We start from the raw sequence: 13,952 nt of genomic DNA, 5'->3' as shown, positions 1-13,952 counted from the left end.
GTTTGCGCAAGAGCATGCCAATGTTTAAGCAATAGAACAAGGCATGGCATACATGCAGGATGGTTTATGAATCGTGAACATCGAGGAACAGCCATGAACGATGCATTGCGCACGCTGTCCATCCAGCGCAAGAAGGCCCACAAGCTGCTGCTGGATCTAAAATCTCCCACCTATGCCGCCTTTCTGGACATGGAGAGAGCCGCCTATGCCGACGGCCACTTGCCAAAGCGAGCCAAGGAACTCATCGCCGTGGGCATTTCGGTGGTCATCGATTGCCGCTCGTGCATGCAATGGCACATTGAGCAGGCTGCGGCCGCTGGCGCGACCATGCGCGAGGTGCTTGAGGCCGTGGAGGTGGGCATCGAGATGGGCGGCGGTCCTGCCACCGTGTCGGCCCGATTCGCCCTCGAGGTCATGGCCGACGTATTCGGCGCGGAGGCTCTCGAGCAGGCCAAGGCCGATACTGATGTAACGCCGGATAGATAGCATGGATACCCTTACGCTGGTCGCCATCACGGCCGCCGCGGGCTTCGCGGGATTCACCCAGGGCTTTGCAGGGTTCGGCTCGACCCTCGTGGCCTTGCCTTTGCTGGGAATGGTGCTTGATGTGCGCACGGCGGTACCGGTCGGCTGCCTGATGGCCCTGGCCATCAACGTCGTGCTCGTGGCGCGCCTTCGCAGTCACGTCCAGCGTCGGCCGCTGGGATGGCTGGTCGCTGCATCGCTGCCGGGAATGGCTGTCGGGGCCTGGATGGTGGGCATTGCTCCGGAGGGATTGCTCAAGGGGCTGCTTGGCGCGTCCGTGCTTCTGGTCGCCTTGCACTCCTTGCGGCCCGACCAGCCCAGGGCTCCCTTCCGCAAGGAGTGGATCGCGGTCGCCGGACTCCTGGCAGGCTGTCTCGGCGTGTGCATCGGCATCAACGGGCCGCCCATCGTAGCCTGGGCAGCGCGCCAACCCTGGAGCCGAAACGCCCTCAAGGCGACACTGACCAGCTATTTTCTGCTGGCCGGGATAGGCATAGTGGGTGTGCAAACAGCGAACGGGCTAATCACGCGGCATGTGCTGTTATTATTTGTCGTAGCCATGCCGGCCCTTGCGGCAGGATTGTGGGCTGGCGGTGCCTATTGCGGCAGGCTGAACGATACGGCCTTTCGCCGCTGCGTGCTTGCCTTGCTGGCCATAACGGGTGCCACCCTGCTGTGGCAGGTGATGGCGGTTGCCTGAAATAGGATTCAGCGCCGCAGCGATCCGACCAACAGAGCCTGGAAAACCAGCCTGGCCGACAGGGATGTGGCGGCAAGCAGGATGGTGGAGTCCAGGAGGTTGAGCGCCGAAGTCAGGACCGCGCCCACGAGCGTGGTCATGGAGAAGCTGAACAGAAAGCGCAAGGCGGGCTGATTGTCCAAGGGCAGCTCGGCTCGCCCAGGGCCGAACCAGAGGCGCTCCGCCAGGCATACCCTGGCTGCCCAGCTCGTTGGCTGCCTTACGACCGGCTGGAGCCGAGGCAGGGCCAAGGCCATGCCGACCACGGCCATAATGAGTCCAAGGCTTGGGAGCCAACCCAACCGCGCGTGCGACCAGACCGCAGCCAGGAGCATCGGCACGGCCCCAAGCCGTACCCAGACCTCGGCGGGCCGAATCGGCCAATCGGCCGTGGTGTCTTTCCGAATGCTTCCAGTCCGCTTTCCAATTTCCCGCCCAAAAGTCAGCTTGTCCGCCATACCCAGCCCTCCAGCCTGAATAAACCTGGCTGGCAGTCTACTCCATTTACATGTTCAGGTACAGGGTAGTTGATTTTTTTGCCAGGGCCGAGGGAAGGCAGAGCTGAAGGGGTTTTGTCCAAGCCCTGGATTCCGCCATGAGTCGGCTGCGTCGTCTGGGCCGAATACGCGCCGGCTTGTCCCTGCGCGGGAAAGTGACTATTTCTAGCCGGGTGGGTACATGTCCCCGCCATTACGTCAAAAAATAAGGAAAAGGCGACCATGGCACGACGCTTGAGCCTGCGCACGCGCATCTATGTACCGCTGAGCGCGCTGGTGCTGGTGGCCCTGGTGGGCGCGCTGGTCACGGTCTGGTACACGGTCAGGCTGCAGACCATGGTTACGGAGCTCCTGGAGCGCGACGTGGCGGCCCTGACCGCGGCCGAGGAACTGGCCGGGGCTCTGGTGGCCCAGAAGGGCTTTGCCACCTACTATTTCCTGACGGGCGACGCCGTCTGGCTGAAACGGCTGGACGAGCGCAGCCGGGAGTTCGAAGCCCAGCTCGAGACGACGCGCCAGAATCCGACCATGCCGCAAGGCAGGTCGTTGCTCAACGAGATCGAGGCCGAGTACGTGCGCTATGCCGCCGAGCGCGGCCAGGTGCTTGAGCTGTACGCCTCCGGAAAGCGCCAGGCCGGCGCGAATCTGCACTGGGACGTGCGCGACCGGTTCAACCGCATCTATTCCTTGTGCCAGGAGTACAAGGAACTGCACAAACGCAACATCGCGGACATACAGGAGCGCTCCCGCTCCCGTGCCAGGACCTTGGCAGCCATTGCCTGGGCCGCCGTGCCGGGCGCGGGGCTCATGGGCCTGGGGCTGTTTTGGGTGCTCTACCGCCAGGTGCTGGAGCCTTTGCGCAGGCTGGCCGCCGGCGTGGCTCAGGCCGAAGGCGACCGCCTGGCCGAGGCTCATCCGTCACGGGACGAGGTGAGCGACCTCACGGATCGCGTGCGTGGGCTCATCACGGACGTGGATACAGTGCACATGCAACTGCGCGAGAGCCGCGAGGTGCTGGCCCAGTCCGAGAAACTGGCCGTGGTGGGCAAGCTTGCCGCCGGTGTGGCCCACTCCATCCGCAATCCGCTGACCTCCGTGAAGATGCGCCTGTACACGCTGCAGCGCACCCTGCATCTGGATGATGCGCAAAAGGAAGATTTCGAGGTAATATCCGAAGAGGTCGGCCAGATCGACGGCATCGTGCGCAGTTTCCTGGAGTTCGCCAGGCCGCCCAAGCTCGTCGTGCGGCCCGTGAGCCTCTCGGACGTGGTGGACTCCACGCTGGCCCTGCTCAGGCACAAGCTTGAGTCATACCATGTGGACGTGCTCGTGGAGCGCGAGGGCCCGCTGCCCGAGGTCATGGCCGATCCGGAGCAGGTCAAGGAAGTGCTCGTGAACCTGGTGCTCAATGCCTGCGAGGCCATGGGCGTGGGCGGAACCATCACCATCTCCGAGGAGGAGGGCCACATCGCTCCCCAGGGCCGGGTGACGTTGCTGCGCATCTCCGACACCGGGCCGGGCGTGCCCGAAACCGTGCGCGGTCGCATCTTCGAGCCGTTCTTCACCACCAAGGAAGAGGGCTCGGGGCTGGGCCTGGCCATCGCCGCGCGCATCATGACCGAGCATGGCGGCTGGCTGCACCTGGCATCGGGGCAGGGCAGGGGGGCCACCTTCGTGGTGGGCATGCCGGCCAAGGAGAGCGGAAAATGGCTCAGATCCTGATCGTGGACGATGACCCGCGCCTTCGGCAGAGCTTCGAGAAGCTCCTGCTGGGCGAGGGCCACGAGGTGGTCACGGCCTCCACTGGCGAGGAGGGCGTGGCCCTCGTCGAACGCGGCGCCGGCGGCCTGGACCTGGCCATCGTGGACGTGCGCCTGCCGGGCATGAGCGGCCTGGAGGCCTTTCGCGCCATGCGCGGCCTGGACCCGCAATTGCCGGTCATCGTCATGACCGCCTTCGGCACCACGGACACGGCCATCGAGGCCACCAAGGCCGGGGCCTTCGACTATATCCTCAAGCCGTTCGAGATTCCCGAGGTGCTGACGCTCATCGGCAAGGCCCTGGATTCCCGTCGGCCGGCCGGGCTCAAGGGCCCAACGCTGAGCGACGACGAAGGCGACCATGCGACGCTGCTCGTGGGCCGCAGCCAGGCCATGCAGAACTTGTACAAGTCCATAGGCCGCGTGGCCGCCACCGAGGCCACGGTGCTCGTGCGCGGAGAGTCGGGCACCGGCAAGGAGCTGGTGGCCAGGGCCATATTCCGCCACAGCCTGCGCGCCGAGCGGCCGTATCAGGTCATCAACTGCGTGGCCATCCCCGAGACGCTGCTGGAAAGCGAGCTGTTCGGCTACGAGAAGGGCGCCTTTACCGGGGCCACGGCCCGCCGGGTGGGTAAGATCGAACTTGCCAATCGCGGCACCATCTTTCTCGACGAAATCGGCGACATGCCCTTGGGCATCCAGGCCAAGATCCTGCGCCTGTTGCAGGAGAAACAGATCGAGCGGCTGGGCGGCAACCGGCCCGTGGACGTGGATGTGCGCATCATCGCAGCCACTAACCGCGATTTGGAGCGGGCCATGCGGGACGGCGCCTTTCGCGAGGACCTCTACTACCGGCTCAAGGTTGTCACACTCTGGGTGCCGCCCCTGCGCGAGCGGCCCGAGGACATTCCGTTGCTGGCCCAACATTTCCTGGCCCGCCACGCCCAGGAGCTGGACTCGACGACCCCGGCCCTGGAGCCGGGGGCCCTGGACCGGCTGATTGCCTATCCCTGGCCGGGCAACATCCGCGAGCTGTCCAACACGTTGCACAAGACGCTCATCTTCTGTCGCGGGGCGAGCATCACGGCAGAGGACGTGGCCCAGGCCCTGAGCGAAGGGCGCGGCCGTGGCCCTGTCAGCGAAGAAGCCGCAGCACGGGCGATCGAGGCCATCCGCACCTGGGTGCGCCGCGAATTGGCCGAGCGTCCGGGCGCGCGGGCCTATGATACCCTGTGCGAACGGTTCGACAGCCTGCTCGTGTCCGAGGCCCTGGCGTTGGCAGGCGGCAACCGCAGCAAGGCCGCGCGCATGCTGGGCATCACCAGGCCCACGCTGCTTGCGCGCATCGACAAGTACGGCTTGAAAACCGAAACACTGGTCACGGAGTGAATATGCCGCTGCACAAGCGATATGACATGGTGCGACTGCTGTTGGATGGGTACTTTCAAGGCTATCGCCGCCGCCTGCGCGACAAAGGCCTGGAAATGGATACGGACGAGCTGTGGCAAGACCTCATGGAGGCGGCCCTGGAGGCTGATCGGGACTGGCCGGGCGATACCGGCCCGGAGTGGGAGCGCGCCGTCCTGCAGAACGTGGAGGCGCGGCTGCGGACCATGCAAGGCCTTGGGCCAGCCGGGCCCTGCTAGGGATACCCCTGGCCCGTGGGGCGGCATGCGTTGCAGCCGGGAGGAGATCCCGGCCGCCCTGGCGCGCTTGTTCCACATATGCAGTCGGACGCCGGGATGCGTGACGCGCCTGGCGTTCACCGTCTCCTGCAAGATTGTCATCTCTGGAAACGACAGGCCATAAATAAAGCATGCGCATGTCGTCACGTCGTTAATCATAATCATGCAATAAGTTTACCTGCCAAGTTGACCGATTTGCCGCGCTTCTCTATCGTCTTTCAAATTTCTGAAACCCATGAGGTGCGGCATGCCTCTTTACGCCCATTCCTCTCCCATGCTTGCGAGCGAACAATGGCAGGATTTATCCGAGCATCTGCAGGCCGTGGCCGACATGGCCGGTGAATTCGCCGAGACATTCGGCGGCCATGACTGGGCTCATACGGCCGGTCTGCTGCACGATGTGGGCAAGTGCCAGCCAAAATTTCAAAAGTATCTCATCAATACGGCCCAGGAGTCCTTCCGGGGCAAGAGCGGCGTGGACCACTCCACGGTCGGAGCCAAGCTGGCGGCTTCGGCGGCCACTCTGGGCAAGCTATTGGCCTACTGCCTTGCCGGCCATCATGGCGGGCTGCCGGATGGGACCGGCAACAGCGGCTCCACGCTGGATGCGCCCTGCGGAACGCGAGAAAGCAGATGTGCTGTTAAGGGTAACCTGTAATCAATGAAAACTATCTTTCTTGCTCGTCCACGAAAAGACGGCTGTGAACAAACCGTCGCCGAGCATCTTCATCAGACAGCCGATGTCGCCGCCAGACATTGCGAAGCTGTGGGGCTATCATCAATAGGGAGACTCGTTGGTCTTGTGCATGATGCCGGTAAGTATCGACGACAGTTCCAAGAGTATATCAATCCGGAAAGCGGCCTTAACCGGGACGAGGGAGGGCACTCGACTGCTGGTGCGCAATTACTCTGGAACAGGCTTGCAGGAAAAACTCAGTTTTCTCAACTTTTGGCCGAAATGGCCTGCTTGTGCATCGCCTCGCATCATGCCGGGCTCATGGATGTTTTGTCATCCAGTGGTGAGGGTGTCTTGGAAAAGCGTCTAAAACGAGACCCCAAAGAGACCGGCCTGGAGGAGGCTAGGCGGCATCTCATGGCAGAATTGGGATCAGACATCGAACCGCTTATCCAGTCGGGCTGCTGCGAACGGGAATTGGCGATGCTTTGTGCGGCAATCGGAGACACTGAGCCGACCGAAACCTTGCATTCGTTTCATCTTGGCCTAGTAACCCGATTTGTTTTCAGCGCACTGCTGGACGCAGACCGCCTGAGCGCCGCCAGTCGTCTTCCGTCGCCGCCGCCGGACTGGCCGACGTTGCGTAAACGTCTTGAGCAGCATGTCGCCAAATTCAAAACGAAGAACCAAGTGGATGCCCTTCGCGCGGAGATTTCGACTGCCTGTCTGGAGCAGGGCGGCCGGGCACGCGGCGTCTTTACCCTCTCCATCCCCACCGGCGGAGCAAAGACGCTCTCCAGTCTGCGTTTCGCTCTCAAGCACGCAGAAACGCATGGTCTTGAGCGGATAATTGTAGTTCTGCCGTACACTTCAATTATCGAGCAAAATGCAAGGGTCGCCAGGGAGGTCTTCGAGGAGCCAATCAAAGCGCCGGTCGGAACCATCGTCTTGGAGCACCATTCCAACCTCGCCCCGGACAAGGATACGGACGAAGCCCGCATTCTCGCCGAAAACTGGGATGCACCAATCGTTTTCACCACCATGGTACAAGCGCTGGAGGCTCCCTTCGGCTGGGGAGCACGGGCGACCCGGCGCATGTGCTCCATGGCCCGTAGCGTGCTCATCTTCGATGAAATTCAGATGCTACCTGTAAAGACAGTCCACCTTTTCAACAATGCGGCAAATTTTTTGGTCGAGCGGTGCGGATCGAGCATAGTGCTGTGTACTGCGACTCAGCCGATTTTGCACAAGGTGAGCAAAGAAAAAGGCGCGGTCAGGCTCGCTATTTATCCTGAATTGGCGCCGAGGCCACCCACAGATTTGCATCAGGAGTTCAACTCTTTCCGCAAGGTGGCTATGCGCGACATGCGGAGAACCGGTGGCTGGTCGCGAGAAGCAATCGGGGGCCTGCTTTCTGAGCAAGTGAAGCAGAAAGGCGATGCGCTCCTCGTTGTCAATACCAAGGCGAATGCCAGGACGCTCTTCGAAATGTGCAGGAAGCAGCCATTCACAACCTTTCACTTGAGCACGAGCATGTGTCCTCAGCATCGAAGCGACATACTCGAAGCGATCAAGGACATTCAAAAAGCAAGGCAGCCTCTGGCGGTAATCAGTACCCAACTCATCGAGGCGGGAGTTGACATCAGTTTCGGTGCGGTCATTCGATTTTTGGCGGGCCTGGATTCCATGATTCAGGCGGCCGGCCGTTGCAATCGGCACGGAGAACGGGGATTCGGTGAACTTTTCATCCTCAATCCGGCGGAAGAGAGCTTGAGGAATTTGCCAGATATAAAAATGGGCAAAGAAGACTCCGAACGCGTGCTCAATGAGTTTCGAGATAATCCCGTTATCTTTGACAATGACCTGCTTTCCCCCAAGGCCATGGAACGTTACTTCTTCTATCATTTTTCAAAACGAGCCAAAGAGATGAGCTATCCCGTCGCTGCCGACAGTTATGGTCATGCAGACACCTTACTTGAAGCATTGTCGGACAACGGGGAAGCCGTGAACGCATACCGTCGCATGCACGGTAGCGAAAACCCCAAGTTGCTGCTCAAGCAGTCCTTCGCGAGCGCGGCAAAGGAGTTTGCGGTCATCGACGCGGCAACGGACCCCGTCCTGGTTCCTTACAAAGAGGGACGTGAGCTCATTAACGACCTGAGCAGCTGCCATGACCCGGAAAAAACTAGGGCACTGCTCAAGGCAGCCCAGCGTTATTCGGTCAACCTTTTCAGACACGAGTTCCATCGATTGGAGAACGCTATCTTTGAAACAAATCCTGGAAGCGGCGTTTACTGCATCCAAAGCGGCTATGATCCCGACTTTGGTCTGACTGGTGAGCACGGGGCGGCTCTATTCGCATAACCATGGAGACAGCCATGAAGAACAGCGTTTCCTTCACAGTAAGGGGGAGTTTTGCCCTTTTCACAGATCCTCTGACACGCATCGGGGGCGAAAAGTGCTCCTACCATATCCCGACGTACGAGGCTCTCAAGGGCATCGCCAAGTCCATCTATTGGAAGCCTACATTCATCTGGGTGATTGATAAAGTTCGCGTGATGAAGCGCATTCAGACTCAGACAAAAGGCGTAAAACCCATCAAGATGCATGGCGTTTATCCTAGCCTGCACATTCCAGGAAAAAAGAATGAATCCTTGCATGAACTTTCCATCTACACCTATCTACGTGATGTAGAATACCAAGTATCGGCTCATTTTGAATGGAACCAGCATCGTAAGGATTTGGACACTGATCGGATAGACGGCAAGCATTACGAATGCGCCAAGCGCATGATCCTGAAAGGCGGTCGACAAGATGTCTTTCTGGGAACTCGGGAATGTCAGGGATATGTCGAGCCTTGCACATTCGGTGAGGGGCCAAGCGAACTAGACAATGCAGGTGAGCTGGCGCTGGGCCTCATGTTCCACGGCTTCGACTATCCGGATGAGTCTGGCATGGACATGCTTCGGGCGCGATTCTGGCGACCAACGATGAGAAATGGTGTCATTGATTTCCCCCGCCCTGAGGGATGTCCACTTGTCCACGACGTACGGCCAATGCTCCCCTGCCCGCCAGCCCTGAATCAGGACAAGGAGTGTGAAGAATGAGCTGGATGCAGAAACTCGTGGAGACTTACCATAAGTGTGCGAGCTTAGTGGGGGACTATTCGGAAAAGACGCCGCTTATCCCCATTTTCCATACGCTGCAAAATGCTCACATCCATGTGAGCGTGAATGAACGATCCGAACTCGTTCGTGCGGAAATCGTGGAGGAGAATAATCGTACCATCATTCCTGCAACAGAAGAATCAGCAGGGCGTACTAGCGGATACACACCGCACCCACTTTTCGATAAGTTGCAATATGTTGCAAAGGATTATGCAAAGTTGGGTGGAGATAAGCGCTGCAAGGAACAAAACACTAAAAAGGAAATAGAATGCTTTTATCTGTATTCAAAACTGCTTAATGATTGGTGCGAGTCCGAGCATGGACACCATAAGGTGCAGATAGTCTTGTCTTATTTGTTAAAAGGTACTTTGATTCAAGATCTGATGAGTCACAGCATCATAGTGCCAGACGAGGCCGGCATGCCGTACCGGAAGTGGCCGAAGGCAAAGAGCCCGATCCCGAGTATTTATCGTATCCTACCGCCTAACAGTGCCGACCAGCTCGAAGCCTTTGTCCGGTTCTCGGTGGAAATCCCCGAGGACCCCATTGCCCACCTTTGGGAGGACAGATCCGTCTGGGAGAGCTGGATCGCTTACTATAGACAAATTCGAGTTGAAAGAGGGCAATGCTACGTCACGGGAAATGTGGAGCTGCTCGCCGAACAGCATCCGGCTAGAATTCGCCATGCCGCCGACGGGGCTAAGCTCATCTCCTCCAACGATAAAGAAGGGTTTACCTACCGCGGGCGGTTCACGGACGCAGAGCAGGCATGCAGCGTCGGCATCGAAACTTCGCACAAGGCCCATGCCGCCTTGCGTTGGCTCATCGCCAGACAGGGCGGCAGAAACGGAGAACTGGCTACTGTAGCCTGGGCCGTAGGAAGGGAGACATCGGCACCCAACCCGCTCTACGACACCGCCAAGCTCTTCAAATCATCCCCCAATGCCGAGGTGGGTGCATCCAAACCATACACTGCCCAGGAATTCGGCCGGAAGTTCCGGTTGCTCGTTCAGGGCTACGGGGCCTCGCTCGGAGCGACCGACGATATAGTGGTTATGGCCCTGAACGCGGCCTCGACGGGGCGATTAGCAATCAAGTTCTACCGCGAACTGACCGGCTCGGAGTTCCTGGAGCGGCTTGAGGCTTGGCATACCGGCTGCGCTTGGCCTTGGAAGATTGATGCAGACGAGAAGCGTCTCTACATCTGCGCACCCTCTCCAAAAGACATCGCCCGAGCTGCCTATGGCAGGTCTATCTTAGGCAAGGCAGGGGGGAAACTGTTGGAGGCGACGGTGGAACGGCTGCTGCCCTGCATCGTGGATGGCGCTCCCCTCCCGAGGGACCTCACAGAGGCCTGCTGCCGCAGGGCCTGCAATCGCGCCGGTTTTGAGAAGCAGGCCGGGGGAACGACGCGCAAAGGCGGCAAACCGACTGAACAGGCAATGACTTGGCATGAAACCCTTGGCGTCGCCTGTGCCACATACCGATACTTCCACAAAGAGGAGAACTATCAAATGGCCCTCGAACACGATCGAAGAAATAGAGATTACCTCTACGGAAGATTGCTCTCCCTCGCTGACTATCTTGAAGGTGCGGCTCTGAACGCTGCCGGTGAGAAGCGCGAAACAAACGCAGCCAGATATACGCAACGTTTCGCTGATCATCCTTTTTCCACTTGGCGGACAATTGATCTTAATTTGCGGCCTTACAGATCACGTCTGTCGACGAATAAGAGACCGCTGCTTACAAAACTTGAAAAGAGCTTCGATGAAGTCATGTGTCTTTTCTCCACCGAGGACTTCACCTCCGACGAACGGCTCTCTGGTGAATTTCTCATAGGCTATTACTGCCAACGCGCGGAGCTTTTCAGGAGTAAAGAAGCAGCGGTCGATACCCTTCTCGATGAACTTCAAGCGCCTGATGCAGATGTCCCGGAAGATGAAAACTCTGAGGAAGAATAACCAGCTAGTGTAAGGAGCCCATATGAGCCTCAGCAACAAAATCGACTTCGCCGTGGTCTTCCGTGTCGCCAACGCCAATCCCAACGGCGATCCCCTCAACGGCAATCGCCCAAGGATCAACTATGATGGCAAGGGCGAGGTTTCGGATGTCTGTCTCAAGCGCAAGATGCGAGATAGGCTCCAAGAGATAGGGCATGCCATTTTCGTTCAGTCCGATGACCGGCGCATTGATAGCTTCAAAAGCCTCAAAGCCCGCGCCGACAGTGTCATCAAGGATTATTCAAAGCCGGAGCAGGTGATTGAAACCGCTTGTAAGACCTGGTTCGATGTGCGCGCCTTCGGCCAGATTTTCTCCTTCGCCGGCAAGAAGAAAGACGCTGAGAAGGGTTCCGGCGTTTCCATTCCTGTTCGCGGGCCGGTTTCGATCCACCCCGCTTTCAGTCTGACACCAGTCAGCGTCACCAGTACGCAGATCACTCGAAGTGTCAGCCTGGAGGAAGAGGTCAAGCGTGGATCGGATACCATGGGCATGAAACATCGCGTGGATCATGGGGTCTACCTCTTCTACGGCGCCATGAATCCACAGTTGGCTGGAAGGACTGGTTTCAGTGATGAGGATGCCGAGGTTATCAAGAAGGTTTTGCCCCAGCTGTTCGATAACGATGCCTCCTCTGCTAGGCCCGAGGGAAGCATGGAGGTTCTCAAGGTTTACTGGTGGAAACACAACAGCCCAAGCGGTCAGTATTCTTCCGCCAAGGTCCACGGAAGCCTGAAGGTTGAAACACTTGCCCATGGCGACGTGGAATACTCGTTGACAGAATTGGCTGGTTTAAAGCCAGAGGTCATTGCTGGCAGCTAGTCCCATGTACTCCGAGGACGACCTGCTGCCCATTTCGGCCCTGCAGCATTACCTCTATTGCCCCAGGCAGTGCGCGCTCATCCATGTGGAGCGGGCCTGGAGCGAGAACGTGTTCACGGCCGAAGGCCGGCTGCTGCACGAGCGCGTGGACAGGCCGCAAAGCGAAACGCGCGGCGGCGTGCGCGTCGCCTATGGCCTGCTGTTGCGCTCCCTGCGTTTGGGGCTGACGGGCAGGGCCGACGTGGTGGAGTTCCATGCCGCTGGCGACAAGGGGGGCCGCAAGGTTCCCTTTCCCGTCGAATACAAGCGCGGCAGGCCCAAGCAGAAAGACTGGGACCGCATCCAGCTCTGCGCCCAGGCCATGTGCCTGGAAGAGATGCTCGAAAGCGAAATGCTTGGCACGCGAGTGGCCGAGGGCGCTCTGTTCTACGGCAAGACGCGCAGGCGGGAGCAGGTCGCTTTTGACGAGCGGCTGCGCGGCCTGCTCCCTGGCCGGGCGCTGCCTGCCCAAGGCCGGAGCGGGCAAGGCTTCGGCGCGGGCATACATGCTCAAGGCCATGAGGGAACCATGAAACGACTGCTCAACACGCTCTTCGTGACCACCCAGGGCGCGTACCTGTCCAAGGATGGCGAGACCGTGGCCGTGTCCGTGGACGGCGAGCGGCGGCTGCGCGTGCCGGTACACACCCTGGACGGCGTGGTCTGCTTCGGCAACGTGCTGGCCAGCCCGTTCCTGCTCGGCATGTGCGCCGAGCGCGACGTTGCCGTGAGCTTCCTGTCCGAGAACGGCCGTTTCCTGGCCAGGGTCGCGGGGCCGGTCTCGGGCAACGTGCTGCTGCGGCGCGAGCAGTTCCGGCGGGCAGATAACGGCGGCGCGTGCCTGGAGATCGCCAGGGCCATGCTGGCCGGCAAGCTCTGCAACTGCCGCACGGTCCTGCGCCGCTCCGCCAGGGACCACCCGGAGACAGCCCAGGCGGTGGAGGCCGCGGCCGACGGCCTGGGCGGGCTGCTGCGCCGGCTGGAGACCACGGACGACCTGGAGGCCATGCGCGGCGTAGAAGGCGACGCGGCGCACCGCTACTTCGGGGCTTTCGACCACATGATCCTGGCGGACAAGGAGGCCTTCCGTTTCGAGGGCCGCAATCGTCGGCCGCCGCTGGACCGCATGAACTGCCTGCTGTCCTTCCTGTACACCTTGCTTGCGCATGATGTGCGGTCCGCGCTCGAATCCGTGGGGCTGGACTGCCAGGTGGGCTTCCTGCACCGGGACAGGCCCGGACGTCCCGGCCTCGCCCTGGACCTCATGGAGGAGTTCCGCCCGATCATCGCCGACCGGCTGGCGCTTTCGCTGGTCAACAAGCGCCAGGTCAAGGCAAGCGGGTTCACGGTGTCCGAATCCGGGGCCGTGACCATGGACGATGAAACGCGCAAGGCCGTGCTCGTGGCCTACCAGGAGCGCAAGCGCGAGGAGATCGTGCACCCGTTCCTCAAGGAGCGCGTGGCCCTCGGCATGCTCTTCTTTGCCCAGGCCCTGCTCCTGGCCCGGCATCTGCGCGGCGATCTGGACGGCTATCCGCCGTTCCTATGGCGGTGAGGTCGCCTTTGCATGAGGGCCGTGGATTGAAACCTGTGGAAGTGAGCCATGATGGTGCTTGTCAGCTATGATGTCGCCGTGAGCGAGACGGGCGGCCAGGCCCGGCTGCGTAAAGTGGCCAGGACGTGCGAGAACTACGGCCAGCGGGTGCAGTTCTCGGTCTTCGAATGCCTGGTCGACCCTGCGGAATGGGCTGTCCTCAAGGCTAAGCTCGTGGACGCCATCAACCCCGAGCAGGACAGCCTGCGTTTCTACTACCTGGGGGCAAACTGGGAGCGCCGGGTGGAGCACGTCGGAGCCAAGCCAGCGATTAACCCGGAAGGCCCGCTGGTGATATGATCCGCGAACCGCAAGCTCGCGGGATTTTCCAGGGAGATTCGCGGATGAATAAACACAAGGTGTTACAGCAGGTTAAGGAGCGAGCGTAAATTCGCATCATCCCCTTGCAACCACAACCGACTACTTTCGCGGGTTCCCGCCCGAGAACCC

The 13,952-nt window shown here is 60.1% G+C and carries 13 protein-coding genes; 12 read left to right on the top strand and 1 reads right to left on the bottom strand.

What is annotated here, in order from left to right; all coding sequences use genetic code 11:
* Positions 1-93: 93 nt before the first annotated feature.
* Both H585_RS0119680 and H585_RS0119675 read left to right on the top strand, forming a co-directional pair.
* Positions 94-486: a carboxymuconolactone decarboxylase family protein gene (locus tag H585_RS0119680; RefSeq protein WP_027369094.1), complete on the top strand. Its 393-nt coding sequence runs from the start codon at positions 94-96 to the stop codon at positions 484-486.
* Between the two features lies 1 nt (position 487).
* Positions 488-1,225 (top strand): sulfite exporter TauE/SafE family protein, encoded by a 738-nt coding sequence (locus H585_RS0119675; protein ID WP_027369093.1) that lies wholly within the window; start codon positions 488-490, stop codon positions 1,223-1,225.
* Between the two features lie 8 nt (positions 1,226-1,233).
* Here H585_RS0119675 and H585_RS0119670 read toward each other — a convergent pair whose 3' ends face one another.
* On the bottom strand, positions 1,234-1,722 hold the full coding sequence (locus tag H585_RS0119670; RefSeq protein ID WP_027369092.1) for a DUF6653 family protein: 489 nt from the start codon (positions 1,720-1,722) through the stop codon (positions 1,234-1,236).
* Between the two features lie 261 nt (positions 1,723-1,983).
* On the opposite strand from H585_RS0119670, the gene H585_RS0119665 reads away from it, so the two are divergent.
* The 10 genes from H585_RS0119665 (at position 1,984) to cas2 (ending at position 13,802) form a co-directional block, all read left to right on the top strand.
* Entirely contained in the window at positions 1,984-3,483 is a 1,500-nt protein-coding gene (locus H585_RS0119665) for an ATP-binding protein (protein ID WP_027369091.1), read from the top strand.
* Positions 3,468-4,910, top strand: coding sequence for a sigma-54-dependent transcriptional regulator (locus H585_RS0119660; protein ID WP_027369090.1), 1,443 nt, complete (start codon positions 3,468-3,470; stop codon positions 4,908-4,910). The genes H585_RS0119665 and H585_RS0119660 overlap by 16 nt, the downstream gene beginning before the upstream one ends.
* 2 nt (positions 4,911-4,912) lie before the next feature.
* The gene (locus H585_RS0119655; RefSeq protein WP_027369089.1) at positions 4,913-5,167 is read left to right on the top strand and encodes a hypothetical protein; all 255 of its coding nucleotides are present in this window, start codon (positions 4,913-4,915) and stop codon (positions 5,165-5,167) included.
* Between the two features lie 286 nt (positions 5,168-5,453).
* Positions 5,454-5,864: a CRISPR-associated endonuclease Cas3'' gene (locus H585_RS0119650; protein WP_027369088.1), complete on the top strand. Its 411-nt coding sequence runs from the start codon at positions 5,454-5,456 to the stop codon at positions 5,862-5,864.
* 3 nt (positions 5,865-5,867) lie between these two features.
* Positions 5,868-8,246, top strand: coding sequence for a CRISPR-associated helicase/endonuclease Cas3 (locus tag H585_RS0119645; protein ID WP_027369087.1), 2,379 nt, complete (start codon positions 5,868-5,870; stop codon positions 8,244-8,246).
* Positions 8,247-8,260: 14 nt separating this feature from the next.
* Positions 8,261-8,989 (top strand): type I-C CRISPR-associated protein Cas5c, encoded by a 729-nt coding sequence (gene cas5c, locus H585_RS0119640; protein WP_034628604.1) that lies wholly within the window; start codon positions 8,261-8,263, stop codon positions 8,987-8,989.
* Positions 8,986-11,010: a type I-C CRISPR-associated protein Cas8c/Csd1 gene (gene cas8c, locus H585_RS21875; protein WP_051183237.1), complete on the top strand. Its 2,025-nt coding sequence runs from the start codon at positions 8,986-8,988 to the stop codon at positions 11,008-11,010. Before cas5c ends, cas8c begins: the two co-directional genes overlap by 4 nt.
* Before the next feature lie 22 nt (positions 11,011-11,032).
* On the top strand, positions 11,033-11,869 hold the full coding sequence (gene cas7c, locus H585_RS0119630) for a type I-C CRISPR-associated protein Cas7/Csd2 (protein ID WP_027369085.1): 837 nt from the start codon (positions 11,033-11,035) through the stop codon (positions 11,867-11,869).
* 4 nt (positions 11,870-11,873) lie between these two features.
* On the top strand, positions 11,874-13,463 hold the full coding sequence (cas1c, locus tag H585_RS24050; protein WP_081678722.1) for a type I-C CRISPR-associated endonuclease Cas1c: 1,590 nt from the start codon (positions 11,874-11,876) through the stop codon (positions 13,461-13,463).
* Between the two features lie 48 nt (positions 13,464-13,511).
* Positions 13,512-13,802: a CRISPR-associated endonuclease Cas2 gene (gene cas2, locus H585_RS0119620; RefSeq protein WP_027369083.1), complete on the top strand. Its 291-nt coding sequence runs from the start codon at positions 13,512-13,514 to the stop codon at positions 13,800-13,802.
* Positions 13,803-13,952 lie beyond the last annotated feature (150 nt).

This window comes from Desulfocurvibacter africanus subsp. africanus DSM 2603 (assembly GCF_000422545.1).
GTDB lineage: Bacteria > Desulfobacterota > Desulfovibrionia > Desulfovibrionales > Desulfovibrionaceae > Desulfocurvibacter > Desulfocurvibacter africanus.
This window is presented reverse-complemented; position numbering and strand designations above follow the sequence as displayed.

Coding starts and splice junctions, on each gene's coding strand:
- cas1c (WP_081678722.1), top strand. CDS start 11,874: ATGTACTCCGAGGACGACCTGCTGCCCATTTCGGCCCTGCAGCATTAC.
- cas7c (WP_027369085.1), top strand. CDS start 11,033: ATGAGCCTCAGCAACAAAATCGACTTCGCCGTGGTCTTCCGTGTCGCC.
- cas5c (WP_034628604.1), top strand. CDS start 8,261: ATGAAGAACAGCGTTTCCTTCACAGTAAGGGGGAGTTTTGCCCTTTTC.
- cas8c (WP_051183237.1), top strand. CDS start 8,986: ATGAGCTGGATGCAGAAACTCGTGGAGACTTACCATAAGTGTGCGAGC.
- H585_RS0119660 (WP_027369090.1), top strand. CDS start 3,468: ATGGCTCAGATCCTGATCGTGGACGATGACCCGCGCCTTCGGCAGAGC.
- H585_RS0119655 (WP_027369089.1), top strand. CDS start 4,913: ATGCCGCTGCACAAGCGATATGACATGGTGCGACTGCTGTTGGATGGG.
- H585_RS0119670 (WP_027369092.1), bottom strand. CDS start 1,722: ATGGCGGACAAGCTGACTTTTGGGCGGGAAATTGGAAAGCGGACTGGA.
- H585_RS0119645 (WP_027369087.1), top strand. CDS start 5,868: ATGAAAACTATCTTTCTTGCTCGTCCACGAAAAGACGGCTGTGAACAA.
- H585_RS0119650 (WP_027369088.1), top strand. CDS start 5,454: ATGCCTCTTTACGCCCATTCCTCTCCCATGCTTGCGAGCGAACAATGG.
- cas2 (WP_027369083.1), top strand. CDS start 13,512: ATGATGGTGCTTGTCAGCTATGATGTCGCCGTGAGCGAGACGGGCGGC.
- H585_RS0119665 (WP_027369091.1), top strand. CDS start 1,984: ATGGCACGACGCTTGAGCCTGCGCACGCGCATCTATGTACCGCTGAGC.
- H585_RS0119675 (WP_027369093.1), top strand. CDS start 488: ATGGATACCCTTACGCTGGTCGCCATCACGGCCGCCGCGGGCTTCGCG.
- H585_RS0119680 (WP_027369094.1), top strand. CDS start 94: ATGAACGATGCATTGCGCACGCTGTCCATCCAGCGCAAGAAGGCCCAC.